This window comes from Halomonas smyrnensis AAD6, assembly GCF_000265245.1.
Taxonomy (GTDB): Bacteria; Pseudomonadota; Gammaproteobacteria; order Pseudomonadales; family Halomonadaceae; genus Halomonas; species Halomonas smyrnensis.
In genome coordinates, this window is record NZ_AJKS02000011.1 from 33,839 (window position 1) to 60,209 (window position 26,371).

Here is a 26,371-nt window from a genome sequence, read left to right on the forward strand (position 1 = left end):
AGGAGCCGATCATGACCGATACGCCGATTGCCGACGCACGCGCCGTCCTGCCCATGGGCGAACTGACCCCCCACGCCGAGGGACCGGCGCTCATCGAGGCCACGGCGGCCGGACGACAGCTGGCCCTTGGCTGGGGCAACGGCGACCGGGCCCGGTTTCCGCTGACCTGGCTGCGCGACCACTGCGCCTGTGACGAGTGCCGCCATCCGATGACCCGCGAGCGCCTCTACATGGCCCTCGAGGTGCCGGAACAGGCCCCGGCGACGGCGCTCGAGGACGGCAACCTGGTCCTCACCTGGGCCGACGGCCACGTCAGCCGCTTCGACGCCGGCTGGCTGCATCAGCGCCGCCCGGGCCAGGCGCGGGAGGATGCCGTGCCGTCGCGCCGTCCCTGGGCCCACGACTACCGTCCCACCCGCGTCGACCACGCCGACTTCGTGGCCGGCGCCGAGGGCGAGCGCGCCTGGCTCACCGCCCTGCTGCGCGATGGCCTGGTGCTGCTCGAGAACGGCCCGCTGGCCGACGAGGAAGTGAGCCGCCTGGCGGGTCGCATCGGGCCGCTGCGCGCCACCAACTTCGGCGCCCGCTTCGACGTCAAGTCCAAGCCGAACCCGAACAACGCCGCCTATACCGCCATCGGCCTGGCCCTGCACACCGACCTGCCCAACTGGCGCAACCCGCCGGACATCCAGCTGCTCTACTGCCTGGAAAATGATGCCGAGGGCGGCGAGTCCACCTTCTTCGACGGCTTCGCCGCGGCGGAGGCGCTGCGCGTCGAGTCCCCGGAGGCCTTCCGGCGGCTGGCCGAGACGCCGATCGACTTCCGCTTCCAGGACGAGGAGCACGACCTGGTGTGGACCGCGCCGGTGCTCGCCCTGGACGAGCAGGGCCGGGTCATCGAGGTCCGCCTCAACAACTGGATCCGCGACACCCTGCGCCTGCCCCTCGAGGAGATCGATGCCTGGTACGACGCCTACCGCGCGTTCTGGGCGCTGGCCCAGGATCCCGCGAACCGGCTCGAGTTCTCCCTGGCCCCGGGCGAGATGGTCGCCTTCGACAACCGCCGGGTGATGCACGGCCGCAACGCCTTCGATCCCGGTACCGGCCGGCGCCACCTGCAGGGCACCTACCTCGACCTCGACATGTGCGAATCGCGCCTGCGGGTGCTGGCCCGCGAGGCCTGATCCCCCTGCCGTCCTGGCCGCTGCCCGACACAACATCAATCCGGTAGCGGCCTCCCCCATCACAAGGAGATCCCATGCGTCTTTCGCCGACGACCCCCGCCCTGCCGCTGATCGCGCTGCCCCTGGCCCTGGGCCTGGCGAGCCCGGCCCTCGCCGACGACGCCACCCTGGACATCGGCGTGCCCCCCTGGCCCGGGGTCACGGTCAAGAGCGAGATGGCAAGCCAGCTCCTCGCCCCGCTGGGCTACGAGACCCGCACCCACGACGTTGGCCTGCAGGTCGTCTACCAGGGGCTGGAGACCGGCGACATCGATGCCCTGCTCGGCGGCTGGATGCCGGCCCAGCAGAAGATGTTCGCTCCCCGCGAGGAAAGCGGGGTGATCGAGGGCCTGGTCAACAACGTCGAGGGCGCCCAGATGACGCTGGCGGTCCCGGACTACCTCCATGATCAGGGCATCACCAGCTTCGCCGACCTGGATGCCCATCGCGAGGCCTTCGACGGCAAGATCCATAGCTTCGGGGCCGGTTCCGCCGCCAGCGATAGGCTCTACCAGGCCATCGACGACGACGCCTGGGGGCTGGGCGACTGGGAGGTGGTGGACACCAGCGTGATCGGCATGCTCGGCGCCGCCAGCAGCGCCATCGACCGCGAGGCGCCCATCGTCTGGGTCGGCTGGACGCCGCACTGGATGAACCTCGCGCTGCCGATGCGCTACCTCGACGATCCCAAGGATCTGTTCGGCGAGGACAACGGCGCGACCGACGTCCTGACCGTGCTGCGCAGCGACTACGGAGACGCCCATCCCAACCTGGAACGCTTCTTCGAGCAGTTCACCTTCGCCGCCGAGGAGCAGAGCTGGATGATCCAGCAGTTCGGCGAGGAGGAGCGCGAGGTCGAGGCGGTCGCCCGGCAGTGGCTGCAGGAGCACCCCGAACGCGTCGCGGCCATGCTCGAGGGCGTGACCACCTCGGACGGCGACCCGGCCTGGCCGGCGGTGCAGGCCAGCCTCTGATGGCCCCGTGCGGACCGGCGGCCCGGTCCTTTGGCCGGCGCCGCCTCTGCCGTATGCTAGGGCGCGATATCCTTCAGGAAGCTCGCGCCCCATGTCCCGATCCCTCGGCCTTCTCACCGCCGTCCTGACCCTGCTCATCGCCCTGGGCCTGCTGTGGCAATGGCTGGCCATGCAGGACCTGCTCACCGTCGACAGCCTGATGGCGCTGGCCAAGGGCTCGGTGGCCTGGCGCGACGCGCCCTGGGCGGTACTGGTGGTGATGGCGATCTACGCCGGCGCCTCGCTGGTGATGTTCCCGCTGAGCCTGCTGGTGGCGCTGACGGGGCTGCTGTTCGGCCCCTGGTGGGGCTTCGGCTACGCGCTGGCCGGCACGCTCAGCGCCTCGGTGCTGACCTGGTGGGTGGGCCGCAAGCTGGGCCGCGACGCCCTGCTGCGCTACGGCGGACAGCGCCTCAAGGGCCTGTCGCGCTACCTCTCGGGGCGTGGCATCCGCACCATGACGGTGGTGAACCTGCTGCCACTGGCGCCCTTCACCCTGACCAACATGATGGCCGGGGCCTTCCACCTGCGCTTTCGCGACTACATGATCGGCTCGACCCTGGGCATCCTGCCCGGGCTCGCCGGCGTGACGCTGCTCGGCAGCCAGCTCGGACAGCTGGCCGCCGCCGACAGTCGCCAGGACGTGGTCATGGCCCTCGGCGGGCTGGTGCTGGGCGCGGCGATGCTCTACGGGCTCAAGCGCTGGGCCGAACGCCGCCGGCGGCGCTGACGGGCGCCGTCCCGGGGCATTGACGAAGGGGCCGCCGAGCCGGACATTCCTGGCTCGGAAGGCGGCTCACTTGGAGGGCAGTTCGGGCTCGTCGGAACGGTTGCCGGGCCACCAGGAGGGCCGCTCCTGCTCCCACTCCTCCTGCACCAGGTGGCGCAGGATCCGCCCGCGATAGCGCAGCATCTGCCATTCGGCGCCCAGCCGGCCGCGCACGCGGTCCCAGCCGCCGTCGTCGGCGTGGGTGAAGGGCCCGCCGCTGGCGATCGCCCGCCGGTAGACGGCCAGGCAGCGCTCGGCGCAGAGCCGCTCGTCGTAGTCCGCGGCGGTGGCCAGGGCGCCGTGCTGCAGCGGCAGGCGCCGCGCCGGGTCACCGAGCGCGTCGAGGGCCGCCGCCATGGCCTCGGCGTCGTCCTCGGCCAGCAGCCGGCCGTTCTCCTCGTCCGCCACCACTTCCACCACGCCCGGCGCTTCGACCGCCACCACCGGCAGGCCGGCGGCCATGGCCTCGGCCACCACCATGCCCTGGGTCTCGCTGTGGGAGGCGAAGGCGAAGACGTCCATGGCGTGATAGGCGTCGATCAGCGCCTGACCCTGCAGGCGGCCGGTGAAGTGGACGCGCTCGTCGACGCCCCACTCCTCGGCGACCATGGCCATGCCCTCGGCGGCGTCACCGTCGCCGACCACCAGGAAGTGGGCCTCCGGCCGGGCGCCCAGCGTCCGGCACACGGCCTCGGCCAGGAACACCAGGTTCTTCTCGTGGGCCAGCCGCCCCAGATGGCCGATCACGTAGGCGCCCTCGGGAATGCCCCGGGCGGCCCGGCAGCCGGCCCCGTCGCCGTCGGTGAAGCGCGCCGTGTCCACGCCGCTCGGCACCACGCGGATCTCGGGATTGCCGTCGCGCGCCAGCAGCAGGTCGCGGATGCTCTCGCTGGGCGCGATCACGGCGTCGCACAGCCAGGTGTACTGGGTCGCCAGCGCCACGGCGAAGCGCTGCATGCGCGGCGAGTCGCCCGGCACGTAGTGGGTGTAGTGCTCGTAGAGGGTGTGGTGGGTGAACACCAGCGGCAGGCCGTAGGTCTCGGCGGCCCGGGCCGCGGTGTCGCCGAGCAGGAAGGGGTGATGCGTGTGCACCAGGTCGGGCTCGAAGGCCTCGATGGCGTCATACAGCTGGCCGGGAATCGGCACCGGCAACGAGAAGTCGCTGCCGTTGAAGTGCTGGACCGCCGCCACCCGCACCACGTCGGCCTCGAAGTCCGGCTGTCCCTCCAGGCGCGGGGCCACCACCAGCACCTTGTGGCCGGTGGCCTGGAGCTGTCGCTTGAGCCGCTGCACGGACTCGCTGACGCCGCCGACGATGGGCAGATAGGTGTTGGTGAACATCAGCACATTCACGGTGGCGACTCTCCTTGCCTGGCTTGCGAAAGCACGTCCTGTGCCGGCACGCGTCCCGGCATCTCCTGCTCAAGATAGGCGATGAAGGCACGAATCCGCAGCGGGACGTGGCGGCGCCGATCATACACGGCATGGAAGTCCGCGCGCACGCCCTGCCACCCGGGCAGCAGTTCGACCAGCCGCCCCGCCGCCAGATCCTCGTGCACGTCCCACCAGGAGCGCAGGGCGATGCCCTGGCCGTCGCGGGCCAGGCCACGGATCACCTCGCCGTCGTTGCTGGCCATGGGGCCGGTGACCTTCACCGCCCGCTCCTCGCCGGGCGCCTCGCGGCGCTCGAAGCGCCACACCGCGTAGTCGCTGGCGATCTCGCGCAGCACCAGGCAGGCGTGCCGGGCCAGGTCGCCGGGCTCGCGCAGCGGCGGCATCGTCGCCACGTAGCCCGGCGCCGCGCACAGCACCCGCCGACTGGCCAGGATGCGACGGGCCACCAGCCGCGAGTCCGGCGGCTCGCCGACCCGGATGCCGATGTCGATGCCCTGGTCGGCCAGCCCGAGCGGGAAATTGGTCAGCTCGAGGCTCGCCTCCAGGCGCGGGTGCCGGGCGCGGAAGGTCGACAGCAGCGGTGCCACGTGGCGGCGCCCGAAGCCGAAGGTGGCGTTGATGCGCAGCGGCCCGGAGAGCTCGGCGCGATGGTCGCCGAGGGTCTCCTCGAGCTCGGTCAGGTCGTCGAGGATGGCCCCGCCGCGGGCCAGATAGCGCTCGCCCTCGGCGGTCAGCGTCAGGCGCCGGGTGGTGCGCGCCGCCAGCGAGACGCCCAGGCGCGCCTCGAGCCGCTGAAGGCGCTTGCTCACCGCCGACAGCGACAGCCCGAGCTCGCGGGCGGTGGCGGTCAGGCTGCCGGCCCGGGCGAGGCGCTGGAAGAAGGCCAGATCGTCGAGGGGCGTCACCGCATTCTCCACTTGAGCTCAACAATGGCTTGAATGTTACCCCGATTATCTCCGTCCTGTCCGCCGCTAGACTGGGCGCAGGCTCATTCCAAGACAGGAGTTCCCATGACCCAGCGCATCGCCGTGCTCGCCGGTGACGGCATCGGCAAGGAAGTCATGCCCGAGGGCCTGCGCGCCCTGGAGGCCGCCGCCCGCCGCTTCGACCTCGACCTGACCTTCGAGGCCTTCGACTTCGCCAGCTGCGACTACTACCTCGAGCACGGCCAGATGCTGCCCGACGACTGGCACTCGACCCTGGTCGCCTTCGACGCCCTCTACTACGGCGCCATCGGCTGGCCCGAGACGGTGCCGGACCACGTCTCGCTGTGGGGCTCGCTGCTCAAATTCCGCCGCGAGTTCGACCAGTACGTCAACCTGCGGCCGTGCCGCCTGCTGCCGGGCATCGAGAGCCCGCTGGCCGGGCGCAAGCCGGGCGACATCGACTTCTACGTGGTGCGCGAGAACACCGAGGGCGAGTACTCCAGCGTCGGCGGCACCATGTTCGAGGGCACCGAGCGCGAGGTGGTGATCCAGGAGACGGTGATGACCCGCACCGGCGTCGACCGGGTGCTGAAGTACGCCTACGACCTGGCCCAGATCCGCCCACGCAAGAAGCTGACCTCGGCCACCAAGTCCAACGGCATCGCCATCACCATGCCCTGGTGGGACAGGCGCGTCGCCGCCATGGGCGAGCGCTATCCGGAGGTCGAGGTCGACCAGTTCCACATCGACATCCTCACCGCCAACTTCGTGCTGCACCCGGACTGGTTCGACGTGGTGGTGGCCAGCAACCTGTTCGGCGACATCCTCTCCGACCTGGGCCCGGCCTGCACCGGCACCATCGGCGTCGCGCCCTCGGCCAACATCAACCCCGAGGGCACCTTCCCGAGCCTGTTCGAGCCGGTCCACGGCAGCGCCCCTGACATCGCCGGGCGCGGCATCGCCAACCCCATCGGCCAGATCTGGTCCGGCGCCATGATGCTCGAGCACCTGGGCCACCCGGAGGCCGGCGCGGCCATCCTCGCCGCCATCGAGGCGGTGCTCGCCGAGGGCGACGCCGCGACGCTGACGCCGGACCTCAAGGGCCGCGGCACCACCGAGGGGCTGGGCCGCGCCATCGCCGAGCGCATCGCCGCCGACGCCTGAACGACGACGCCCCGCATGGAGCGGGGCGCCAGAAGAGCGAGGCGATGGCCGACTAGCCGGCCAGCTTCGCCGCGATGCCGGCCACGTGCTCGCCCTGGAAGCGCGCCAGCTCGAGCTCGGTATCGCTCGGCTGGCGCGAACCGTCGCCGCCGGCCAGGGTGGCGGCGCCATAGGGCGAGCCGCCCTTGACCTCGGAGATGTCGAACTGCGCCTCGATGCCATAGCCCAGCGGCACGATCACCATGCCGTGGTGGGCCAGGGTCGGCCACACGCTGAGCACGGTGGACTCGTTGCCGCCGCCGGTGCCGGTGGAGGTGAAGACGCTGGCCACCTTGCCACGCAGCGCCCCCTTGGCCCACAGGCCGCCGGTCTGGTCGAAGAAGGTGCGCATCTGGCCGGACATGTTGCCGAAGCGGGTGGGCGTGCCGACGATCAGCGCATCGTAGTCGGCAAGCTCCTGGGGGCTCGCCTCGGGAGTGTCGAAGGTCTGGCCGCCGGCCTTGGCAAACGCGTCGGCGCCCATGGTCTCGGGCACCCGCTTGAGGTCGACCTCGACGCCGTCGACCCGGCCGGCCCCCTCGGCCACGGCCCGGGCCAGGGTGTCGACGTGGCCGTACATCGAGTGATAGAGCACCAGTACCTTGGTCATGAATCTGCCTCCCGCGAAAGAGTGTCCTGCGCGTCCAGGGAACGAGGGTGTCGCGAACGCGCCCCCTGCAGTCTAGACACCCCTCGGCGATCTGCGCCTGGTGGCGTCGCCGGATCGCGCTTATGCTGGCCGCAACGCACTCGACACGGAGGTCCCGATGCCCCATCCCACCCGTCCCGCGCCCGACGCGCATCCGCTCGCCATGCCCCGCGCCCGGGCGCTGCTCGGCGTCGCCCTGCTGCCGCTCGGGCTCGCCGCCTGTACCGGCATGCCCCAGGGCACCCAGCCGGTCGACGGCTTCGACGCCGAGCGCTATCTGGGCCGCTGGTACGAGGTCGCCCGCTTCGATCACTCCTTCGAGGAGGGCCTGGACTGCGTCACCGCCGACTACGCCCGCCGCGACGACGGCGGCATCCGGGTGATCAACCGCGGCGTCGACCTGGACGCCGGCGAGGTCGACGTCGCCGAGGGCAAGGCCTATCCGATCGGCGAGCCCGGCCAGGGCCGGCTCAAGGTCAGCTTCTTCGGCCCCTTCTATGCCGGCTACAACGTGCTGGCGCTGGCCGACGACTACGACTGGGCGCTGGTCGCCGGCCCCGACCGCGACTACCTGTGGATGCTCTCTCGCACCCCCGAGCTGGCGCCGGACACCTACCGCGACCTGGTCGAGCGCGCCGAGGCGCTGGACTTCCCGGTGGACGAGCTGATCGAGGTGGAACAGGGCGAGGCCGCCTGCGCGCCCTGGCGCCGCGAGCGCTGATCGCGCGCCACGCGAAAATGTACAACATACGTTTGTCGTAGTTACACATTCACGCACTTCACGTCATCCTCATGGACGCACTCCGACCCCCACACGTGCTTCACATGAGGTGACACATGACGATAGGACGCCGTCAGTTCCTGGCCGGGACCGCCGCCCTGACCGCCGCGGCGGGCTCGCCCTCGCTGTTCGCCCGCGCCGAGCCGCCCGCACGCTATCCCGACGACTGCTGGCAGGTGCTCGACGAGCGCTTCGAGCGCTACGTGCTGTTCAACTCGCCGCTGGAGCGGATCTGGAGCGGCGGGCTGTGGCTCGAGGGGCCGGCCTGGAACGCCGTGGGCCGCTACGCGGTGTTCAGCGACATTCCCCGCGCCCGCCAGATGCGCTGGGACGAGGCCAGCAACACGGTCAGCGTGCTGCGCCACCAGGTCGGCCACTCCAACGGCCACGCCTTCGACGACCGCGGCCGGCTGATCGCCTGCGAGCACTCCCCGGCCCGGGTGGTGCGCTATGAGTGGGACGGCGGCGTGACCGTGCTGGCCGACGGCTGGCAGGGCAAGCGCCTCAACGCGCCCAACGACCTGGTCACCCTGCCCGGCGGCGGCGTCATCTTCACCGATCCCGGCTACGGCGCCCACGTGGACTACGAGGGCCACAAGCGCGAGCTGGAGATCGAGCCGGCGGTCTACTACGTCGACGACACCCTGGACGAGCCGCAGCGCCTGACCACCGCGCCCTACAAGCCCAACGGCATCGCCCTGAGCCCGGACCGGCGCACGCTCTACGTCACCGACACCGCGCCCTCGCACCATCCCGACCAGCCCGCCGCCATCTCCCGCTTCACGCTCGCCGAGGACGGCAAGGCCGTCTCCGAGGACGAGCGCCTGCTCGAGGGCCAGGGCGAGGGCTACGACGGCATGGCCGTGGACGAGGACGGCAACCTCTGGGTGGGCACCTCCGGCGGCGAGGGCAAGGACGGCGTCAGCATCTTCACCGCCGAGGGCGAGCGCCTCGGCCGCATCCTGCTGCCCGAGGTCTGCGCCAACGTCTGCTTCACCGGCGAGGACCGCAACCGGCTGATGATGACCGCCAGCCGCTCCGTCTACACCCTCTACACCGGGGCCCGCGGCGCCTGATCCCGCCCCGCCACGCGGCTCGAGGCGCGTGCGGCGCGCCATTCATCCGGTGCCCGGCCCCGATGGCCGGGCGCCGGCTTTTCACTCAGGCACCGGCTCTTTCATCAAATCGACAGCCGGCCTTGCGGCGGCCGGCGCGGCACCGGAAGGTAGGGTCAGACTCCGCCTCCACAACGACATAACAAGGATTCTGCCCCATGCCCCGCATCACGCTGCCCGAGGCCTGTCCGGCCGCCGCCGGCCGCCCGCCGATCTCGCGAGGTCGACATGCTGGCTGAATGGCTGTCCCTCACCCTGGACGGGGCCGCCGCCGCCCCCGAGGGCGAGCTGCCCGGCGGCCGCTACCGCATCCACGGCCCCGGCCTGCTCGAGCTCCTGCCCGCCTCGCCGTCGCCCACGGCCCCGGCGCTGGTGCTCTCCGCCGGCATCCACGGCAACGAGACCGCGCCCATCGAGCTGCTCGGCGACCTGCTGGCGCGGCTGGAGGCCGGACGGCTCACGCCGGCCAGCCCGACGCTGGTGATCCTCGGCAACCTCGAGGCCATCCGGGCCGGCACCCGCTTCGTCGAGACCAACCTCAACCGGCTGTTCCGCCGCGGCCTCGACGCCGAGGGCCGGGAGGCGGACCGCGCTCGCGAGCTGATGGCCACGGTGGACGCCTTCTTCGCGCACCACAGCGGGCGCCGCCGGATCCACCACGACCTGCACACCGCGATCCGCGACAGCCAGTATCCGCGCTTCGCCGTGGAGCCGTTCGCCGAGGCCCCCACGCCCGACGAGCAGTGGCGCTGGCTGGCCGGTGCCGACATCCAGGCGGTGCTCCACCAGCACACCCACAGCTGGACCTTCTCCCACTATTCGAAGCACTACCACGGCGCGGCGGCCTTCACCCTGGAGCTCGGCCGTGCCCTGCCCTTCGGCGAGAACGACCTGGCGCCCCTGGCGCCCATGGGCGCGCTGCTCGCGGCGTTGATCGAGAACCGCCTCCCGGCGGAACGCCCGACGGCCGACATGGCCTTCTTCCGCGTCGAACACGAGCTCAAGCGCCACGCCGAGGACTTCCGGCTGTGCTTCGCCGACGACACGCCCAACTTCACCGAGTTCGCCCCCGGCACCCGGCTGGCCGAGGATGCGATCGACGGCCCCTTCACGGTCGGCGAGGCGCCGCTGCGGGTGGTGTTCCCCAACGCCGCCGTCGAGATCGGTGCCCGCGCCGCCCTGCTGGTCAGCGCGGTCGCAGCGCCGGACGAGAGCGACTGAGCGGCACGGCAGTCTGGCAGGATGCCAGCTGACTATCGGACCAAGGTCGAACGAGCGCAGAGGCAAGAAGGCCTGCCGTTCACGGTCGAGACTGGTAGAATCGCCCCCTTTTTCACGCCGGACCGTCTCGAACGGTCTCTGGGGCCCTGCCCGAAGTCGCGTCGCCGGTGCGATTTCCGGCAGCGCCCAGGTGATCCCTTCGAACTGGAGCCTTTTCCATGGCCGACACCCCGATTCCGCTGGAAGTGCGCAACATCAAGAAGCGCTTCGGCGACAACGACGTCCTCAAGGGGCTCTCCCTGCAGGCCCACAAGGGCGACGTCATCACCCTGATCGGAGCCTCCGGCTCCGGCAAGAGCACCTTCCTGCGCTGCATGAACCTGCTCGAGCAGCCCGACGAGGGCGAGCTGATCGTCCACGGCGAGACGATCCGCTTCAAGGAGACCAAGCACGGCCGCGAGCCGGCGGACTGGAAGCAGGTCGTGGCCATGCGCGCCCGGCTCTCCATGGTTTTCCAGAGCTTCAACCTGTGGGCCCACATGACGCTGCTGGAAAACGTCATCGAGGCCCCGGTGCAGGTGCTCGGCAAGTCGAAGCAGGACGCCATCAAGCACGCCCGCGAGCTGCTCGAGCGGGTCGGCCTGGGCGAGCGCGCCGACTACTATCCGGCCCAGCTCTCCGGCGGCCAGCAGCAGCGCGGCGCCATCGCCCGGGCGCTGGCCATGGACCCGGAGGTGATGCTGTTCGACGAGCCGACCTCGGCGCTCGACCCGGAGCTGGTCGGCGACGTGCTCAAGGTCATGCGCGACCTGGCCGAGGAAGGCCGCACCATGATCGTGGTCACCCACGAGATGGCCTTCGCCCGCGACGTCTCCACCCAGGTCGTCTACCTGCACCAGGGCCAGGTCGAGGAAGCCGGACCGCCCGAGCAGGTGCTGGGCAATCCGCGCTCCGAGCGTCTCAAGCAGTTCCTGGCACCCAAGCACTAAGGCGCCCGCACGAGGAGATCACCCATGATCGATCTGCACGGCTACGGCCCGCGCCTGTTCGAAGGCGCCCTGATCACCGTCGAGCTGGCGGTGCTGTCGCTGCTCCTGGCCATCGTGCTGGGGCTCGCCACCGCCAGCGCCAAGATGTCCCGCCACTGGGGCCTGCGCCAGCTCGGCACCCTCTATACCACCGTCATCCGCGGCGTGCCGGACCTGGTGCTGATGATGCTGCTGTTCTTCGGCGGCCAGATCGGCATCAACATGGTCACCGACTGGCTCTACTACCAGTTCGACGTCGACATCTTCATCAACGTCAACGAGTTCGTGGCCGGCGTGGTCACCATCGGCCTGATCTTCGGCGCCTACATGGGCGAGACCTTCCGCGGCGCCTTCATGGCCGTGGACAGCGGCCAGATCGAGGCCGGCCGCGCCTACGGCATGCGCCCCTGGCTGGTGTTCCGCCGCATCCGCTTCCCGCAGATGATGCGCCACGCCCTGCCCGGCCTGTCCAACAACTGGATGGTGCTGCTCAAGACCACCGCCCTGGTCTCGGTGATCGGCCTGTCGGACATGGTCCGCGTCGCTTCCGAGGCCTCCAAGGCGACTCGCGAGCCCTTCACCTTCATGATCATCGTCGCGGCCGTCTATCTGCTGATCGCCAGCGTCTCCGAATGGGGATTCGCCCGCCTGCAGAAGCGCTATGACATCGGCTACGGGGAGGCGAACTGATGGACGCCCTGATGAACTGGCTCGAGGCCCGGCTGGCCGACAACAGCATCTTCACCCTGCAGACGCTCGGCTACTACGGCGACGGCCTGGTCACCACCGTGCAGCTGGTGTTCCTGTCGCTGATCATCGGCGTGGTGCTGGCGGTGCCGCTGGCCATCGGCCGCGGCTCGAAGAAGGCCTGGGTGCGCCTGCCGATCTTCTTCTACTGCTACGTGTTCCGCGGCACCCCGCTGCTGGTGCAGCTCTACCTGATCTACTACGGGGTGGTGTTCGTCGAGGGCATCCAGGAGACCTGGCTGTGGGTGATCCTCGAGAAGCCCTTCGTGCCGGCGCTGATCGCCTTCACCCTGAACACCGGGGCCTACACCACCGAGATCTTCCGCGGCGCGATCAAGTCCACGCCCAGGGGCGAGATCGAGGCGGCCCGGGCCTACGGCATGTCCTGGGGACTGATGATGCGGCGCATCGTGCTGCCCAGCGCCTTCCGCCGCGCCCTGCCGGCCTACGGCAACGAGGTGATCTTCATGCTCCACGCCAGCGCCATCGCCAGCGTGGTGACGCTGATGGACCTCACCGGCGCGGCCCGCTTCGTCTACGCCCGCTTCTACGCGCCCTTCGACGCCTTCCTGTTCGTGGCGGCGATCTACCTGTGCCTGACCTTCTCGATCATCTTCTTCTTCCGTCGACTGGAGAATCGGCTGCTCGCGCACCTGAGGCCGGCAGGCCACTGAGACAAGCGTCAAACGAACGTTGGGAACCAACGTTCGTTCCCGAGCTTTCGACCCGCCCGGCCTTCCGCTAAGGTGGGCGGGTCATCCCGCAATCGCCGCCCACATGGCGGACCATCAACAACAAGGGGAGTCCCTCCATGAAGTTTCAGAAGATCCTGAGCCTCGGCGTGCTGAGCGCCGCCATGATCGCCGGCACCGCCAGTGCCGACGTCCGCGACATCCGCATCGGCGTCGACGTGCCCTACGAGCCGATGGAGTTCCGCACCCCGGACGGCGAGCTGACCGGCTTCGACATCGACCTGGGCAACGCCCTGTGCGCCGAGATCGGCATCCAGTGCGAGTGGGTCGTCCAGGGCTGGGACGGCATCATCCCCGGACTGAAGGCGCGCAAGTACGACGCCATCATGTCCTCGATGACCATCAACGAGCAGCGTCGCGAGCAGGTGCTGTTCTCCGATCCCTACATCACCCCGCCCTCCGCCTGGTTCGCCCCGGCTGACAGCGAGATCACCACGCCCGACACCGAGTCCCTGGACGGCAAGTCCATCGGCGTGCAGCGCGGCACCCTGCAGGACAACTACGTCACCGACATGTACGGCGACGTGGCCGACGTGAACCGCTACGCCACCGCCGACGACATGGTGCTGGACATGGATGCCGGCCGCCTGGACATCGCCTTCCTCGACTTCCCGATCGGCAAGTCCACCCTGATCGACAGCGAGGCCGGCGACTACAAGACCGTCGGCGAGACGATCAGCGAGCCGGTGGAATACTTCGGCGAAGGCTTCGGCATCGCCTTCCGCCAGCGCGACGGCGAGCTGGCCGAGGCCTTCAACGAGGCGCTCTCCACGCTCAAGGCCAACGGCACCTACGACGAGATCGAGGCCAAGTACTTCGGTGAATGAGGTCCTGGGTGAATAAGGCCTTCGGCGAGATCTCTCCCGTGAACGCAGACTTCACCGCAGCGATCGCCGCCCCGGAACCCCCGGGGCGGCATCGTGCCCCCGCGTCCATGCGAGGCCATCGCCTTCCCGCCGGCGCCAAGCCCATCCGCTCGCCCGCCCCGCGTTTCTACCTCAGCGAATGGTTCGAAGAGTGAACCCTCCGGATGGCCGGCCAGGCCGTCCCGGCACGCCCGTGCCCCGCCACTGACGCCGAACCCCGCTGCGCCGCCACACCGGCGCGATCGATGAACGACACCAACGCACACCCACCATGGGAGGACAGCTCATGTCCCATCGCCACCTGCTGCTGGCCGCCATCCTCGGCGCCGGCCTCGTCACCGCGACCGCCCAGGCCGACGAACCGATTCGCCTGGCCGTGGACGTGCCCTACGAGCCCTTCGAGTACAAGCTGCCCGACGGCACCCTGACCGGCTTCGAGGTCGATCTGGGCAACGCCGTGTGCGAATACCTGGAGCGCGAATGCCGCTGGGTCGAGCAGCCCTGGGACGGCATGATCCCGGCTCTGAAGGCCCGCAAGTTCGATGCCATCATGTCATCGATGGCCATCACCGAGGAGCGCGCCCGCCAGGTGCTGTTCTCGGAGCCCTACTACACCACTCCCAGCGCCTGGATCACGGCCAATGGCAACGACATCGACCTGCAGGACCGCGACAGCCTCGAGGGCCTGACCGTCGGCGTCCAGCGCGCCACGCTGCAGGATCGCTACGTCACCGATCTCTACGGCGACGTCCTCGACGTGCGCCGCTATGCCAGCGCCGACGACGTGGTCGCCGACATGCGCACCGGCCGGCTGGATCTGACCTTTATGGACTATCCGATCGCCGAGGCGACGATCGACATCGACACCGCCGATAGCGACTTCCAGCGCATCAGCGACTTCATCAAGGAGCCCGAGACCTACTTCGGCCAGGGCGTCGGCGTGGCCTTCCGCCACCGCGACCGCGAGCTCGCCGAGCAGTTCAACGAGGCCCTGCAGGCGCTGAAGACCGACGGCACCTACGACGAGATCATGGCCAAGTACTTCAGCTACGACGTCAAGCTGTAGGCCCAGTTTCGGCCTTCACCGGACGCCGGCGGCCCGCCGGCGTCCTCATTTCGAGAGGAGCGATGATGCTGACCCTGCTCAAGAACGCCCGGCTGCATGCCCCCGAACCGAAGGGCCTGTGCCACCTGCTGATCGGCGACGGCCGCATCGCCGCCATCGTCCCGGCGGACGCCGGCTCGGCGCTGCCCGCTCAGGGTCCGGCGGTGACGGTCGAGGACCTGGAAGGCCGTCGCGTCATTCCCGGGCTGGTCGACCCCCTGGTGCACTTCATCGGCGGCGGCGGCGAGGGAGGCTTCGGCACCCGCACCCCCGAGCTCGGCCTGGACGAGGCCCTGGCCTCCGGGGTCACCACCCTGGTCGGCGCCCTGGGCACCGACGCCCTGACCCGCACGCCCGCCAACCTGCTGGGCAAGGCCCGTGAGCTGGCCGCGGGCGGGCTGAGTACCTACTGCTATACCGGCTCCTACCAGCTGCCGCCGGTGACCGTGACCGGCTCGGTGGCCAGTGACATCGCCTTCATTCCCGAATTCATCGGCCTGGGCGAGGTGGCCATCAGCGACCACCGCGGCTCCCAACCGAGCCGCGAGGAACTCACCCGGCTGGCCGCCGAAACCCGCACCGCCGGAATGCTGGCCGGCAAGGGCGGCATCGTTTTCATCCACACCGGCGACGCCGAGGGCGGCCTCGAGCCGCTGCGCGAGGCGGCCCGCCACAGCGCCCTGCCGCTGGCCCAGTTCCTGCCCACCCACATCAACCGCACCGCCGAGCTGTTCGAGGACGGCCTGCGCTTCGGCCGCGAGGGCGGACGCATCGACTTCACCACCAGCACCACACCGGAGCTGCTGGCCGACGGCGAGGTGCCCGCCGCCCTCGCCGTGGCCCGAGCCCTGGAGGCGCGCGTCGATCCCTCGCGGATCACGCTGTCCTCCGATGCCAACGCCTCGCTGCCGCGCTTCGACGCCGAGGGCCGCTTCGCCGGCCTCCAGCCCGGCCGCCTGAGCAGCCTGTTCGAGACCCTCGGCGAGTGCATCGAACGACACGGCGTAGCCCTCGACCAGGCCATCGGCGCGGCCAGCACCCACGCCGCAGACGCCCTGGGCCTGCCACGCAAGGGTCGCCTGCAGGCGGGGCACGACGCGGACCTGCTGGTGCTGTCCGATGACACCTGGGCCATCGACGAGGTCTGGGCCATGGGGCGCCGAGTGCATCGTCGCCCCTGACCCGGCTCACAGCCTCGGATGCACCCCCGCCACGTGGTCACCGTCGGCCGAGGCGTTGGCCACGGCGTCTTCCGGCGGGTGTGCCAGGGCATCGAGGATGCCGCACTCGGCGGCGGAATGTTGCCCCTGGCAGCGCGCGCGCAGGGCCTGCAGGGCGCCTTCCAGGGCCTGAAGCTGGGCGATGCGGGCGGCCACGTGATCGAGGTGGGCGTCGATCAGCGCGTCGGCCTCGTGGCAGGGTCGGTCGGGATGATCGTGGCAGTCCAGCAGCGCGCGGATCTCGTCGAGCGTCATGTCCAGCGCCCGGCAGTGGCGGATGAAGGCCAGCCGTTCGACGTGAGCCTCGCCGTAGAGGCGATAGTTGGCCTCGCTGCGGGCGGGTTCGGGCAGCAGCCCCTCGCGCTCGTAGTAGCGGATGGTGACGACGCGGCAGTCGGTGCGCCGCGCCAGCTCGCCGATCTTCATGAACAGGCTCCGATAAGGGCGTGGTCGGTCGTGACACTTCCTATAGTGACTATAGGCATTGCGTGAGACAAGCCGGCATCGACGGCGTTCGCGCCGATGCCGGTCGGCGACACCCTGTGCAGAAAATCGACAAGGCGCCGCCATGCCTCGAACCCGCTCGCCTTGGGCCGGTCATCGATAGGGCCACCCACGACAAGGAGATCGCGATGTCCCTCGCCGCCAACGCCGATGCCAGCATCGCCCGCCCCTCCTCGGCCTGGACGGGCTGGGGCCAGTGGCTGGCGCTGATCACCATGACCCTCGATCACCTGTCGCGCTACGCGGTGCCCGAGGCCTGGGGGCTGAGCTGGATCGACTCCTCGCTGGGGCGCATCGCCTTCCCGCTGTTCGCCGCCATGGTCGCCTGGCACGGGCTGTTCAACACCCGCGATCCGCTGCGCTACGCCCGGCGCGTGCTGGTGATCGGCCTGGTCGCCCAGCTGCCCTATGCGCTGATGCCCCGCGACATCGACGGCCTGATCCTCAATATCTGCTTCACGCTGTCGCTGGGCCTGATCGGCGGTGCCTGGCTGCTGAGCCTGCCGGCACGGCGGGAGCGCGGTCTCGCCGCCTGGCGGCTGACCGCCGAGACGCTGGCCGCCCTGGCGGTGTGGGCGCTGGCGGGTCCGGTCGTGGAGTATGGTCATCTGGGCCTGCTGATGATCCCGCTCTACATGCTGGCCATGCAGCGCCTGCACGCGGCCGCGGCGACGCCGGGCGAGCGCCTGCTCGGGCTCGTGTCGGCGCTGCCGGTGGTGGTCACCGCCGGGCTGATGAACAGCTCCGAGATGGCCAAGGCCTTCACCGTCGCCACCTGCCTGGCGGTCCTGCTGCTGGCCGCCGGCGCCCACCGGCTCTCGCCCCGGGTGCCGTGCTCGATGCCGCGCCGCCTGTGGCTGGCCTGGTATCCCGCCCACTTCGCGGCCATCGCGCTATGGCTGGCCATCGCCACCTGAGCCGGCCTCGCCGGCGATGACGCCGAAGCCGCCGACCGCCTCCAGCACCACGCCCGGCGAGGGTCCGGCCCGCGGCTTTCGGCCTCGCGGTGGCAGGCCCCGATGTCTCGACCGGCCTTCAGGGCATGCCAGCCCGCGAGGGCGCGCCGAGGCGGATCAAGCAAGCGGCTCGCGGCTGGTGCCCTCGGCCCGGCACTCGACGAGGAACACCTTGAACGCCTGCCACAGCGGGCTGCGATAGCGGCCGGGGTGCCACACCAGCGAGAAGGTGCGGCGCAGCACCAGGGCACTGTCGAGCGCCACCAGCTCGCCGCGCTCGAGCTCGCCGGCCACGCTCAGCGCCGACAGGCAGCCGAGGCCGAGGCCCGCCAGCACCGCCTGCTTGATCGCCTCGTGCTGACCCAGCGCCATGCGCACCAGAGGCGTCAGGCCCAGGTCGCGCATGGCCTGCTCGAACACCTCGCGAGTGCCGGAGCCCGGCTCGCGCAGGATCCAGCCGGCCTCGGCCAGATCACCGTCCTCGAGGCCGCCGCCGCTCGCCAGCGGGTGGCCGGGCGCGGCCACCACCACCAACCGGTCCTCGCACCAGGGTTCGCTGACCAGCGCCGGCTCGCGGCACTCGCCCTCGATCAGGCCCAGATCCGCCTCCAGCCGCAGCACGTCGCCGACCACCTCGTGAGTGTTGCGCAGCCCCAGGCGCAGCTCGGCGTGCGGATGCGCCTCGCTGAAGCGCCCCACCAGGCCCGGCAACAGGTAGGTGCCCACGGTGGCGCTGGCCGAGATGCCGAGCGTGCCGCGCAGTTCGCCTTCCGGTTCCCTAGCAGCGGCGACGAAGCCGGCCAGGCCGTCGAGCAACTCCTCGGCCCGTGGCAGCAGGCTCCGCCCGAGGTCGTTGAGTACCAGCCGACGGCCCGGGCGCTCGAACAGCGCCATGCCGAGCTGGCGTTCCAGGTCGGAGAGCGCCTGGCTGGTGGCCGACTGGGACAGCGCCAGTTCGGCGGCGGCACCGCTCACCGTGCCGCGCCGGGCCACGGCGGCGAAGACCTGGAGCTGGCGAAAGCTGACCTGTGGCGTCATATCGGTTTTTCCGAAAAGCAGGTTCGTTATTAGCTGATAACCAAAATCGCTATTAGCGCATAGCATGGTCGTCACCCACAACATCCCGGAGCGTGACCCATGTGGCAAGGCCTCATCCTCTGTACCCTGCTGACCGCCGGCGGTAGCGCCCTTTCCCGGCTGCCGATACTCGCCGAGAGCGGGGTGAGCCCGTTGGTGATGGCCCTGCTGCTGGGCATCGTGGCCGGCAACCTGCCCCTGCCCCGGCGCCTGTCTCGCCACCTGAGCCTGGCCGGCCCGGGGCTCGCCTTCGCCACTCGCCGACTGCTGCGCGGCGGCATCGTGCTGTTCGGCCTCTCGCTGACGCTGCAGCAGGTCATCGGCCTGGGGCCGAAGGTGCTGCTGCTGGACGCGCTGGTCATCGGCGCGGTGCTGGTGACCGGCTACCTGATCGGTACCCGGTGGCTGGGGCTCGACCGAGAGACCACCCTGCTGACCAGCGCCGGCAGCGCGATCTGCGGCGCCGCCGCGGTGCTGGCCACCGAGTCGACCATTCGCTCGCGTCCCGCCGCGACCTCCATGGCGGTGGCCACGGTGGTGCTGTTCGGCTCGCTGGCGATGCTGGTCTACCCCCTGCTCTACCCGCTGCTGGGCATGGATGAACAGCTGTTCGGCATCTATATCGGCGCGACCATCCACGAGGTCGCCCAGGTGGTCGCCGCCGGCGAGGCGGTGGGCACCGATGCCCTGGCTAACGCGGTGATCGTCAAGCTGGTTCGGGTGATGCTGCTGGTGCCCTTCCTGCTGATCGTCGGCCAATGGTGGCTGCGCCGCCACGCGGCCTCAGGCGCCGAGGGCAAGACCCGCCTGGTGATTCCCTGGTTCGCCTTCGGCTTCATGGCCATGGTGGTCTTCAACAGCGTCGTGACCCTGCCCGCCGCGCTCCATGGGGCCCTGGTGCAGCTCGGCCAGCTGGCCCTGACCATGGCCATGGCCGCACTGGGCTTTGAGACACGCCTGGAGAAGCTCAAGGCGTTGGGCATCAAGCCCTTCATCCTGGCCCTGATCCTGTTTGCGCTGCTGGTGAGCGGTGGCGGCCTGGCCAGCTGGCTGCTGATGGGCTGACCGGCGGGGCGCTCGACCACGGCTGACTCATCGCCATCACGCAGAAGGCCGCGCCCGAGGGCGCGGCCTTCTCCTTTCGGCCGATGAGGCGGGCCTCACTCGAAGCTGAAGCGCGGCGCCGGGGCGTCGGGCAGCAGGGCCGCGCAGGCGCGGACCTTCTCCAGCAGCGCATCATAGGTCGGCGCCACCAGGTTGACGTGGGCCAGCTTGCGGCCCGGGCGCTCGCCCTTGTCGTAGCGATGCAGGTGGGCGTCGTCGATCTCGAGCAGCTTCGCCGCCTCGCCCTCGCGGCCGATCACGTTGACCATGCAGGTCGGCGCGCGGGCCGCGGTGCTGCCCAGCGGCAGGCCCTGGATGGCGCGCAGGTGGTTCTCGAACTGGCTGGTCACCGCGCCGTCCTGGGTCCAGTGGCCGGAGTTGTGCACCCGGGGCGCCATCTCGTTGGCCAGCAGGCCGCCGTCACGGGTCTGGAACAGCTCCAGGGTCAGCACGCCGACATAGTCGAGCTCGTCGAGCAGCGCCCGAATGTAGCCGTCGGCGGTCTGCTGGACGGCGTCGTCCAGGTCCGGCATCGGCGCGACCGAATAGCGCAGGATGCCGTCGACGTGGACGTTCTCGGCCATCGGATAGAACGCCACCTCGCCGTCGCGGCCGCGCACGGCGATGATCGACACCTCCCGCACGAAGTCGACGAAGGCCTCGACGATCAGCCGCGGGTGGTTGATCGAGCGCCAGGCCTCGGCGGCATCGGCCGGGTCCTTGATCACCGCCTGGCCCTTGCCGTCGTAGCCCTCGGTGACGGACTTGGCGACCACCGGCGTGCCCAGCTCGCGCACCGCGGCCTCCAGCGCCTCGGCGCTGTCCACCAGCCGATAGGCCGGGGTCGGGATGGCCAGCCGATCGAACAGCGCCTTCTCCTCGGCGCGGTGCTGGCAGACGCGGATCGCCTCGCTGCCGGGATAGACCGGCTTGCGCTCCTCGATCGCCTGGACCAGCGGCACCGGCAGGTGCTCGAACTCGTAGGTGACCAGGTCGACCTTCTCGAGGAAGCGCTCGAGGTGCTTCTGATCCCCCTCTTTATCGAGGTTCAGCACCATGACGTCACCGATGCCCGCGCTGGGGTGGCCGGTGGTGTCGAGGAAGGTGAAGCGGTTGGCCAGCGGGTAGCCCGCCAGGGCCAGCATCCGGCCGAGCTGGCCGGCTCCGAGTACGCCGATGTTCATCGTGGTTGCCTCGCTCGTCACTCGCGATCAGGGAAGGGGGCGCGGGTCGGGATTGTCCAGCACCGTCTGGGTCTGCTCGGCGCGGAAGGCCTCCACGGCCTCGCGCACCTCGCCGTCCTGCAGGCCGACGATCTGGGACGCCATCAGGCCGGCGTTGGTGGCGCCGGCCTTGCCGATGGCCAGGGTGCCCACGGCGATGCCGCCGGGCATCTGCACGATCGACAGCAGCGAATCCAGCCCCTTGAGGGCCTTGGACTCCACCGGCACGCCGAGCACCGGCAGCGCGGTCTGGGAGGCCACCATGCCGGGCAGGTGCGCCGCCCCGCCGGCGCCGGCGATGATGACCTGCAGGCCGCGCTCGGCGGCGGACTTGGCGTAGTCGAACAGCAGGTCCGGGGTGCGGTGGGCCGAGACGACGCGGGTCTCGTAGGGCACGCCGAGGCGCTCGAGCATGGTCACCGCATGCTCCATGACCGGCCAGTCGGACTTCGACCCCATGATCACGCCGACCCGCGGCGTCTCCTTCGATGCTGTCATCCTGGGCTCCTGAAAAACGGGAATGACACCACCTCGCAGCCGATGCCGCGGGCGGATGATGAAAATTGGAAGCCCACTATTCTAACAGAGCCGCGCCTCGCCGACCTCTCCCACAGCGCCGGGAAAGGGGGCGATCGCGGCAGGTGGTCCCGATGCGCACCGTTCCCTTGCGGCACGCCCGTTGCCACCAGGCGACAACGGGTTTCAACCTTCCTGCAGATTGCCTTGTTAGGGTGATGATCGAAGCGGTCGACAGGGACGCGACCACACCCCCCCACACGGCACACGTGTTAAGGAGACCGACCATGAAGCGTCAACTTTTCATTGCGGCAGCCCTGACCGGCACCCTGGCGCTGGCCGGCTGTGACCAGGCCGACGACAGCGAACAGAACGCGGCCAATACCGCCACCCAGACCGAACAGACGACCGCTGGCGAACAGGCCCAGACCGACCAGCAGCAGGCCAGCAGGACCCTCGAGGGCGTGATGGAGTTCGTCGCCACCGATACGCCGCTGCCGGACGACGCGCAAGTGAAGGTCAGCTTGCTCGACGTGGCCCGGGCCGACGCGCCGGCCACCACCATCAGCGAGACCACGGTCGACGTGAGCGGCAACGACCCGGTCGAGTTCAGCCTCGACTACCCGACCGCCCAGGTCGACCCGGGCCATGCCCACGCCGTGCGCGCCGAGATTCGCGACGACGACGGCAACCTGCTGTGGACCAGCCCGCAGCGCCATCAGGTCGAGGTCGGCCCGGACGCCGAGCAGGCGCCGATCACCGTGAGCCTGGAGCCGGTGGCCAGCCAGGGCTCCATCGCCGGCCAGGCGCTGGAGGACACCGAGAACGCCGCGGATCAGGCCGGCAATGCCGTGGCCGACACCACCGGTGATGCCGTCGAGGCCGCCGGCGATGCCGCCGGCGATGCCGCCGAGGCGACCGAGGAGACCGCCGAGGACGCCGCCGCCGCGAGCGAAGAGGCCGCCGAGGAGGCCCACGAAGAGGTGGAGGAAATGATGGAGGACGACTCCCAGACGGCTCAATAAGCCATCGCGCTCCATGACACGGCCCCGCCCGGATCGCCCGGGCGGGGCCGTCTGTCGTCTGGCCATGTCTCCGGCCGCAGGGAAAGCCCTCAACCGGCCACGGCGGCCTCTCGCCTGCTGGCGACCCAGTTCCCGGCCAGCGCCAGCACCATCACCGCCGCGCCGGCGGCCTCGGCGATCAGGCTCGGGTAGAAGACCCCGACGATGGCCGGCAGCAGCACCAGCCGCACCGGCGTCGACATGCGCGTGAACAGGTAGCCCTCCAGCGCCGCGGCGAAGGCGGCCAGGGCCAGGAAGGCCGTCAGCGTGGTCCAGGCCAGCAGCGGCAGCGGGCCGCCCATGATGATCTCCGGGTTGAAGACCATGAACAGCGGGATCAGGTAGAGCCCCTTGGCGAACTTCCAGGCCTGGAAGCCGGTATCCATCGGCTTCGCCCCGGCGATCGCCGCCCCGGCGAAGCCCGCCAGCGCGATGGGCGGGGTGACGTTGGAATCCTGGGAGTACCAGAACACCACCAGGTGGGCGATCAGCAGCGGCACGCCGAATTCCGAGGTCAGCGCCGGCCCCACCAGCACGATCAGCACGATGTAGCTGGCGGTCACCGGCAGCCCCATGCCCAGCACCAGGCTGGCCAGCAGCACCATCACCAGCGCCAGCAGCAGGTTGCCGTCGGAGAACGCCATCATCATGGCCGAGAACTTGAGTCCCAGCCCGGTGAGGCCCACCACCCCGACGATGATGCCGGCCACGGCGCAGGCCATGGACACCGCCACGGCGTTGCGCGCGCCGAGCTCCAGGCCCTCGATCACCTTGAGCCCGCCGAGCTTCAGCGCCTGGACCAGCGCCGCCCCGGTGACCGGCTCGCCGCGCTTCGGCGCGACGAAGCAGAACCACACCGCGAAGCGCAGCGCCGCCACCGCCAGCATGGTGAGGATGGCGTAGTAGCCCACCCGCATCGGAGACATGTTCATCACCAGCAGCCACACCAGCACCGCGAGCGGCAGCAGGAAGTGCCAGCCGGCGCTCATCACGTCGCGCAGCTGTGGCAGCTCGCTTCTGGCCATGCCCTGCATGCCCTGCTTGAGGGCGATGATGTGCACGAACAGGTAGACGGTGCCGAAGTACATGATCGCCGGCAGGATGCTGACCTTGACCACGTCCAGGTAGGGCATCCGGGTGTACTCGGCGATCAGGAAGGCGCCGGCGCCCATCAGCGGCGGCATGATCTGGCCGCCGGTGGAGGCCGCCGCCTCAATGCCGCCGGCCTGGTGGGGCTTGTACCCCAGGCGCTTCATCAGCGGGATGGTGAAGGCGCCGGTGGTCACCACATTGGCGATGGCGCTGCCGGAGATCGAGCCCATGCCGGCCGAGGCGATCACCGCCGCCTTGGCCGGCCCGCCGCGCTGGCGGCCGGTGGCGGCGTAGGCCAGGTCGATGAAGAACTTGCCGGCGCCGGTGATCTCGAGGAAGGCGCCGAACAGCACGAAGATGAAGATATAGGTGGCCGCCACGCCCATGGGCAGCCCGAAGATGCCCTCCTGCCCCAGGTAGAGCTGGCCGACCAGGCGATCCAGCCCGTAGCCGCGGTGCTCGAGGATGCCGGGCAGCCATTCGCCCAGCCAGGGCAGCTCGCCGCGGGGGCCGGAGAAGGCGTAGAGGATCGCCAGCACGCCGATCACCGTCATGCCGAGCCCCACCGCCCGTCGGCTGGCTTCCAGCACGGTGACGGTGGCGATGATGCCGACCGTGATGTCGGTCTGGCTCCAGAAGCCGGCGCGATTGATGATCTCGTCGAGATACAGCGCCATGTAGCCGCCGGTGATCACCGCCCCGGCGAAGAACGCCAGGTCGATCGCCCCGCCCAGGGGGCCCCGCCCGTGCCGGGCGCCGAACACCGGAAACATCAGGAACGCCAGCATCATGATCAGCGCCAGGTGGATGCTGCGCTGGTAGAACAGCCCCAGCGGCTCGATGCCGGCGGAGTAGAGCTGGAACAGCGACAGCGCCACGGCTACCAGGCTGATCAGCCACAGCACCGGGCGCGAGTGTGGCGCCTGGCTGCCGGGGACAATGGGGGATGCACCCGCTTCGCTCATGGGCGTGTCTCTCTTGTTGCAGTGGGATGGAAGCAAGCCGTTGCTCGACGCTGCGGGTCGATCCTCATCGGGCGCCCCCGTCGTCGGACGTCGCGACCTCCAGGGCCAGCGTCACCCGCTCGTTGGCGGCGAGTGCACTCAGGCTCACGACCATCGGCGACTCGGCCGCCTCGGGATATCCCTCGCCGGCGGCGCAGTCCCGGGCGGCGTCCAGCAGGGCCACCAGCGGCGCGCCCTCGGGGCGAGCGACCAGGCGATGATCGACACGCGGCGACCCGACCCGGAGCCGATAGGCATCGCCGGGCACCGGCTCGTCGATGGCCTCGATCCAGTAGCCGCCGTGGCCGTCGGAGACCTGGCGGCCGCGGCCGGGAATGTGGTCGAGACCGGCGGCGAAGTCCGGCAGATGGCTGCGCGTGAGCACCATGTGCCCGGCGACGTTGCGATAGCAGTCGAGGACGGTGAAGCCCTCCACCGAATGGTTCCAGGCCAGGCACCAGCCCTCGCCTTCCGGCATCGGCAGGCGAACCAGCGGCCGGTGCTCGGCGTCGCGGACCGTCAGCGCATGGCCGGGGCAGCCGGCCAGCGCGGGCGGCGCCAGCCCGCCGAGCAGCAGCACCGCCAGCAGGGCCTTTGCCAGGGCCCGCCACGACGACGGGGCGAGCCTGACGGCTCGCCCCGGGGTCATCGAACACCTCATCGCGGCGCCCCTCAGGGACGCTGACGGTCGGCGATCTCGGCGCCGACTTCCTCGTAGTAGCGCAGCGCGCCGGGATGGAAGGCGATCGGCGTGGACTCGACGCTGAACTCGACGGTGGTGTCGTTGGCCGCCGGATGGATGGCGATCAGCTGGTCGGTGTGCTCGAACAGCGTCTGGGTGATCCGGTAGGCCAGCTCCTCGTCCATCTCGCTGCTCACCGCCAGCACGTTGGGGATGCCGATGGTCTGCACCGCCTCCTCCATGCCCTCGTAGAGCCCGGTCTTGAGCTCATAGGCGGCGAACACCGGTTCCTCGGCCTGGGCGTTGGCGATCTCCTCGTCGGAGAGGCCGATCAGGCGGATGTCGCGGGTGGTGGCCAGGTTCATGATCGAGCTGGTGGGCGGGCCCACGCTCCATAAGCCGGCGTCGATGTCGCCGTCGCGGAGGGCGTCGGCGGTCTCGTTGAAGTTGAGGCGGCGGGCATCGATGTCGTCGTAGGTGATGCCGTTGGCCTCCAGCAGGGTGCTGGCGTTGATCTCGGTGCCGCTGCCCGGCGCGCCCACCGAGACGACCTTGCCTTCCAGATCGGAGAGCGACTCGATGCCGGAATCGGCCATGGTCACGATCTGCACGGCGTTGGGATAGATCGACGCCAGGGCGCGGATGTTCTCGAGCTGGCGGCCCTCGAAGTCGCCGGTGCCGTTATAGGCCTGGTAGACGGTGTCGGCCAGCGCCAGCGCCAGGTCGGAGTCGCCGCGCCAGACCAGCCCCATGTTCTCCACCGAGGCGCCGGTGACCTCGGCCACGGCGTCGTAGCCCTCGACGTGCTCGTTGATCAGCTCGGCGAGGCCGCCGCCGTAGGGATAGTAGGTGCCGCCGGTGCCACCGGTGGCGATGGACAGCTGCTGCTGGGCCAGGGCCGCGGGCGCGGCGACCAGCAGAGTCGCGGCGAGTGCCGTCTTGAGTGCGAGCATGAAGCCTCCTGCAGGCGATTCGAGAGAATTGTTGTGCTTGTTGGGCAGCGCCGAGCCAGTCGCTAACTCGCCGATGCGTCTGAAAAAACGCTAGCAGCCCCTCGTCGAATCGACCACACCACCAACGTCGATACAGGTCACGAATTTAGACTTTTCTTAACTCTCCCCCTGCGCTGTCGGCCG

Annotated in this window: 26 protein-coding genes; 16 read left to right on the plus strand and 10 right to left on the minus strand. The window is 70.1% G+C overall.

The genetic code is table 11. The features are described from left to right. Window positions 1–11: 11 nt before the first annotated feature. The 3 genes from UYS_RS0212140 to UYS_RS0212150 all read left to right on the plus strand — a co-directional run bounded on the left by UYS_RS0212140 (window position 12) and on the right by UYS_RS0212150 (window position 2,966). Entirely contained in the window at window positions 12–1,184 is a 1,173-nt protein-coding gene (locus UYS_RS0212140) for a TauD/TfdA family dioxygenase (RefSeq protein ID WP_016855787.1), read from the plus strand. A 74-nt stretch (window positions 1,185–1,258) separates the two neighbouring features. After that, window positions 1,259–2,197: a glycine betaine ABC transporter substrate-binding protein gene (locus UYS_RS0212145; protein WP_016855788.1), complete on the plus strand. Its 939-nt coding sequence runs from the start codon at window positions 1,259–1,261 to the stop codon at window positions 2,195–2,197. A 91-nt stretch (window positions 2,198–2,288) separates the two neighbouring features. Beyond that, the gene (locus tag UYS_RS0212150) at window positions 2,289–2,966 is read left to right on the plus strand and encodes a TVP38/TMEM64 family protein (RefSeq protein WP_016855789.1); all 678 of its coding nucleotides are present in this window, start codon (window positions 2,289–2,291) and stop codon (window positions 2,964–2,966) included. Window positions 2,967–3,032: 66 nt separating this feature from the next. Here the strand turns inward: UYS_RS0212150 and UYS_RS0212155 are convergent, their stop codons facing one another. Together UYS_RS0212155 and UYS_RS0212160 are read right to left on the minus strand one after the other, a co-directional pair. Further along, on the minus strand, window positions 3,033–4,358 hold the full coding sequence (locus tag UYS_RS0212155; RefSeq protein ID WP_016855790.1) for a glycosyltransferase: 1,326 nt from the start codon (window positions 4,356–4,358) through the stop codon (window positions 3,033–3,035). After that, window positions 4,355–5,305, minus strand: a complete 951-nt coding sequence (locus UYS_RS0212160; protein WP_040478405.1) for a LysR family transcriptional regulator — start codon at window positions 5,303–5,305, stop codon at window positions 4,355–4,357. The genes UYS_RS0212155 and UYS_RS0212160 overlap by 4 nt, the downstream gene beginning before the upstream one ends. A gap of 105 nt (window positions 5,306–5,410) precedes the next feature. Between UYS_RS0212160 and UYS_RS0212165 the strand changes: the two genes are divergently transcribed. Continuing rightward, window positions 5,411–6,490 (plus strand): tartrate dehydrogenase, encoded by a 1,080-nt coding sequence (locus UYS_RS0212165; protein ID WP_016855792.1) that lies wholly within the window; start codon window positions 5,411–5,413, stop codon window positions 6,488–6,490. A 52-nt stretch (window positions 6,491–6,542) separates the two neighbouring features. Here the strand turns inward: UYS_RS0212165 and wrbA are convergent, their stop codons facing one another. Then, on the minus strand, window positions 6,543–7,139 hold the full coding sequence (gene wrbA / locus UYS_RS0212170; protein ID WP_016855793.1) for an NAD(P)H:quinone oxidoreductase: 597 nt from the start codon (window positions 7,137–7,139) through the stop codon (window positions 6,543–6,545). Window positions 7,140–7,296: 157 nt separating this feature from the next. Here wrbA and UYS_RS0212175 point away from each other — a divergent pair, with 157 nt between their 5' ends. The 9 genes from UYS_RS0212175 to iadA all read left to right on the plus strand — a co-directional run bounded on the left by UYS_RS0212175 (window position 7,297) and on the right by iadA (window position 15,974). Then, on the plus strand, window positions 7,297–7,899 hold the full coding sequence (locus UYS_RS0212175; protein ID WP_016855794.1) for a lipocalin family protein: 603 nt from the start codon (window positions 7,297–7,299) through the stop codon (window positions 7,897–7,899). Between the two features lie 116 nt (window positions 7,900–8,015). Beyond that, window positions 8,016–9,035: an SMP-30/gluconolactonase/LRE family protein gene (locus tag UYS_RS0212180; RefSeq protein WP_016855795.1), complete on the plus strand. Its 1,020-nt coding sequence runs from the start codon at window positions 8,016–8,018 to the stop codon at window positions 9,033–9,035. Between the two features lie 267 nt (window positions 9,036–9,302). Then, window positions 9,303–10,295: a succinylglutamate desuccinylase gene (locus tag UYS_RS0212185; protein WP_016855796.1), complete on the plus strand. Its 993-nt coding sequence runs from the start codon at window positions 9,303–9,305 to the stop codon at window positions 10,293–10,295. Window positions 10,296–10,513: 218 nt separating this feature from the next. Further along, window positions 10,514–11,284: an ABC transporter ATP-binding protein gene (locus tag UYS_RS0212190; protein ID WP_016855797.1), complete on the plus strand. Its 771-nt coding sequence runs from the start codon at window positions 10,514–10,516 to the stop codon at window positions 11,282–11,284. A 24-nt stretch (window positions 11,285–11,308) separates the two neighbouring features. After that, window positions 11,309–12,013, plus strand: coding sequence for an ABC transporter permease (locus tag UYS_RS0212195; RefSeq protein ID WP_016855798.1), 705 nt, complete (start codon window positions 11,309–11,311; stop codon window positions 12,011–12,013). After that, the gene (locus UYS_RS0212200; RefSeq protein ID WP_016855799.1) at window positions 12,013–12,744 is read left to right on the plus strand and encodes an ABC transporter permease; all 732 of its coding nucleotides are present in this window, start codon (window positions 12,013–12,015) and stop codon (window positions 12,742–12,744) included. Before UYS_RS0212195 ends, UYS_RS0212200 begins: the two co-directional genes overlap by 1 nt. A gap of 137 nt (window positions 12,745–12,881) precedes the next feature. Further along, window positions 12,882–13,649, plus strand: a complete 768-nt coding sequence (locus tag UYS_RS0212205; RefSeq protein WP_016855800.1) for a transporter substrate-binding domain-containing protein — start codon at window positions 12,882–12,884, stop codon at window positions 13,647–13,649. A 325-nt stretch (window positions 13,650–13,974) separates the two neighbouring features. Beyond that, a complete protein-coding gene (locus tag UYS_RS0212215) occupies window positions 13,975–14,754 on the plus strand; it encodes a transporter substrate-binding domain-containing protein (RefSeq protein WP_016855802.1) in 780 nt (259 codons plus the stop codon). Window positions 14,755–14,816: 62 nt separating this feature from the next. After that, window positions 14,817–15,974: a beta-aspartyl-peptidase gene (gene iadA, locus UYS_RS0212220; protein WP_237738465.1), complete on the plus strand. Its 1,158-nt coding sequence runs from the start codon at window positions 14,817–14,819 to the stop codon at window positions 15,972–15,974. A 6-nt stretch (window positions 15,975–15,980) separates the two neighbouring features. Here the strand turns inward: iadA and cadR are convergent, their stop codons facing one another. After that, window positions 15,981–16,439 carry a Cd(II)/Pb(II)-responsive transcriptional regulator gene (cadR, locus tag UYS_RS0212225; RefSeq protein ID WP_016855804.1) on the minus strand — a complete coding sequence of 153 codons (459 nt, stop codon included), beginning with the start codon at window positions 16,437–16,439 and terminating at the stop codon, window positions 15,981–15,983. 206 nt (window positions 16,440–16,645) lie between these two features. Between cadR and UYS_RS0212230 the strand changes: the two genes are divergently transcribed. Then, the gene (locus UYS_RS0212230; protein ID WP_016855805.1) at window positions 16,646–17,434 is read left to right on the plus strand and encodes a TraX family protein; all 789 of its coding nucleotides are present in this window, start codon (window positions 16,646–16,648) and stop codon (window positions 17,432–17,434) included. A 156-nt stretch (window positions 17,435–17,590) separates the two neighbouring features. Here the strand turns inward: UYS_RS0212230 and UYS_RS0212235 are convergent, their stop codons facing one another. Beyond that, a complete protein-coding gene (locus tag UYS_RS0212235; RefSeq protein WP_016855806.1) occupies window positions 17,591–18,511 on the minus strand; it encodes a LysR substrate-binding domain-containing protein in 921 nt (306 codons plus the stop codon). Between the two features lie 99 nt (window positions 18,512–18,610). Between UYS_RS0212235 and UYS_RS0212240 the strand changes: the two genes are divergently transcribed. Beyond that, entirely contained in the window at window positions 18,611–19,615 is a 1,005-nt protein-coding gene (locus UYS_RS0212240) for a YeiH family protein (RefSeq protein WP_016855807.1), read from the plus strand. A 95-nt stretch (window positions 19,616–19,710) separates the two neighbouring features. Here the strand turns inward: UYS_RS0212240 and UYS_RS0212245 are convergent, their stop codons facing one another. After that, window positions 19,711–20,838 carry a 5-(carboxyamino)imidazole ribonucleotide synthase gene (locus UYS_RS0212245; protein ID WP_016855808.1) on the minus strand — a complete coding sequence of 376 codons (1,128 nt, stop codon included), beginning with the start codon at window positions 20,836–20,838 and terminating at the stop codon, window positions 19,711–19,713. 27 nt (window positions 20,839–20,865) lie between these two features. Further along, window positions 20,866–21,375 (minus strand): 5-(carboxyamino)imidazole ribonucleotide mutase, encoded by a 510-nt coding sequence (gene purE, locus UYS_RS0212250; protein WP_016855809.1) that lies wholly within the window; start codon window positions 21,373–21,375, stop codon window positions 20,866–20,868. A 305-nt stretch (window positions 21,376–21,680) separates the two neighbouring features. Between purE and UYS_RS17755 the strand changes: the two genes are divergently transcribed. Continuing rightward, window positions 21,681–22,418: a YbaY family lipoprotein gene (locus UYS_RS17755; protein WP_016855810.1), complete on the plus strand. Its 738-nt coding sequence runs from the start codon at window positions 21,681–21,683 to the stop codon at window positions 22,416–22,418. Window positions 22,419–22,507: 89 nt separating this feature from the next. Here the strand turns inward: UYS_RS17755 and UYS_RS0212260 are convergent, their stop codons facing one another. The 3 genes from UYS_RS0212260 to UYS_RS0212270 form a co-directional block, all read right to left on the minus strand. After that, window positions 22,508–24,514, minus strand: coding sequence for a TRAP transporter permease (locus UYS_RS0212260; protein ID WP_016855811.1), 2,007 nt, complete (start codon window positions 24,512–24,514; stop codon window positions 22,508–22,510). Between the two features lie 64 nt (window positions 24,515–24,578). After that, a complete protein-coding gene (locus UYS_RS0212265) occupies window positions 24,579–25,202 on the minus strand; it encodes a DUF1850 domain-containing protein (protein WP_016855812.1) in 624 nt (207 codons plus the stop codon). A 23-nt stretch (window positions 25,203–25,225) separates the two neighbouring features. Then, complete coding sequence (locus tag UYS_RS0212270) at window positions 25,226–26,188, minus strand: TAXI family TRAP transporter solute-binding subunit (protein WP_016855813.1); 963 nt, start codon at window positions 26,186–26,188, stop codon at window positions 25,226–25,228. Window positions 26,189–26,371: the final 183 nt, after the last annotated feature.

Bases quoted from the DNA above. Each gene is read 5' to 3' on its own strand.
- UYS_RS0212215 (WP_016855802.1), top strand. From the start codon at position 13,975: ATGTCCCATCGCCACCTGCTGCTGGCCGCCATCCTCGGCGCCGGCCTC.
- UYS_RS0212190 (WP_016855797.1), top strand. From the start codon at position 10,514: ATGGCCGACACCCCGATTCCGCTGGAAGTGCGCAACATCAAGAAGCGC.
- UYS_RS0212205 (WP_016855800.1), top strand. From the start codon at position 12,882: ATGAAGTTTCAGAAGATCCTGAGCCTCGGCGTGCTGAGCGCCGCCATG.
- UYS_RS0212270 (WP_016855813.1), bottom strand. From the start codon at position 26,188: ATGCTCGCACTCAAGACGGCACTCGCCGCGACTCTGCTGGTCGCCGCG.
- UYS_RS0212140 (WP_016855787.1), top strand. From the start codon at position 12: ATGACCGATACGCCGATTGCCGACGCACGCGCCGTCCTGCCCATGGGC.
- UYS_RS0212230 (WP_016855805.1), top strand. From the start codon at position 16,646: ATGTCCCTCGCCGCCAACGCCGATGCCAGCATCGCCCGCCCCTCCTCG.
- UYS_RS0212260 (WP_016855811.1), bottom strand. From the start codon at position 24,514: ATGAGCGAAGCGGGTGCATCCCCCATTGTCCCCGGCAGCCAGGCGCCA.
- UYS_RS0212175 (WP_016855794.1), top strand. From the start codon at position 7,297: ATGCCCCATCCCACCCGTCCCGCGCCCGACGCGCATCCGCTCGCCATG.
- UYS_RS0212180 (WP_016855795.1), top strand. From the start codon at position 8,016: ATGACGATAGGACGCCGTCAGTTCCTGGCCGGGACCGCCGCCCTGACC.
- UYS_RS0212185 (WP_016855796.1), top strand. From the start codon at position 9,303: ATGCTGGCTGAATGGCTGTCCCTCACCCTGGACGGGGCCGCCGCCGCC.
- UYS_RS0212245 (WP_016855808.1), bottom strand. From the start codon at position 20,838: ATGAACATCGGCGTACTCGGAGCCGGCCAGCTCGGCCGGATGCTGGCC.
- purE (WP_016855809.1), bottom strand. From the start codon at position 21,375: ATGACAGCATCGAAGGAGACGCCGCGGGTCGGCGTGATCATGGGGTCG.
- cadR (WP_016855804.1), bottom strand. From the start codon at position 16,439: ATGAAGATCGGCGAGCTGGCGCGGCGCACCGACTGCCGCGTCGTCACC.
- UYS_RS0212150 (WP_016855789.1), top strand. From the start codon at position 2,289: ATGTCCCGATCCCTCGGCCTTCTCACCGCCGTCCTGACCCTGCTCATC.
- iadA (WP_237738465.1), top strand. From the start codon at position 14,817: ATGATGCTGACCCTGCTCAAGAACGCCCGGCTGCATGCCCCCGAACCG.
- UYS_RS0212145 (WP_016855788.1), top strand. From the start codon at position 1,259: ATGCGTCTTTCGCCGACGACCCCCGCCCTGCCGCTGATCGCGCTGCCC.
- UYS_RS17755 (WP_016855810.1), top strand. From the start codon at position 21,681: ATGAAGCGTCAACTTTTCATTGCGGCAGCCCTGACCGGCACCCTGGCG.
- UYS_RS0212200 (WP_016855799.1), top strand. From the start codon at position 12,013: ATGGACGCCCTGATGAACTGGCTCGAGGCCCGGCTGGCCGACAACAGC.
- UYS_RS0212265 (WP_016855812.1), bottom strand. From the start codon at position 25,202: ATGACCCCGGGGCGAGCCGTCAGGCTCGCCCCGTCGTCGTGGCGGGCC.
- UYS_RS0212195 (WP_016855798.1), top strand. From the start codon at position 11,309: ATGATCGATCTGCACGGCTACGGCCCGCGCCTGTTCGAAGGCGCCCTG.
- wrbA (WP_016855793.1), bottom strand. From the start codon at position 7,139: ATGACCAAGGTACTGGTGCTCTATCACTCGATGTACGGCCACGTCGAC.
- UYS_RS0212240 (WP_016855807.1), top strand. From the start codon at position 18,611: ATGTGGCAAGGCCTCATCCTCTGTACCCTGCTGACCGCCGGCGGTAGC.
- UYS_RS0212235 (WP_016855806.1), bottom strand. From the start codon at position 18,511: ATGACGCCACAGGTCAGCTTTCGCCAGCTCCAGGTCTTCGCCGCCGTG.
- UYS_RS0212165 (WP_016855792.1), top strand. From the start codon at position 5,411: ATGACCCAGCGCATCGCCGTGCTCGCCGGTGACGGCATCGGCAAGGAA.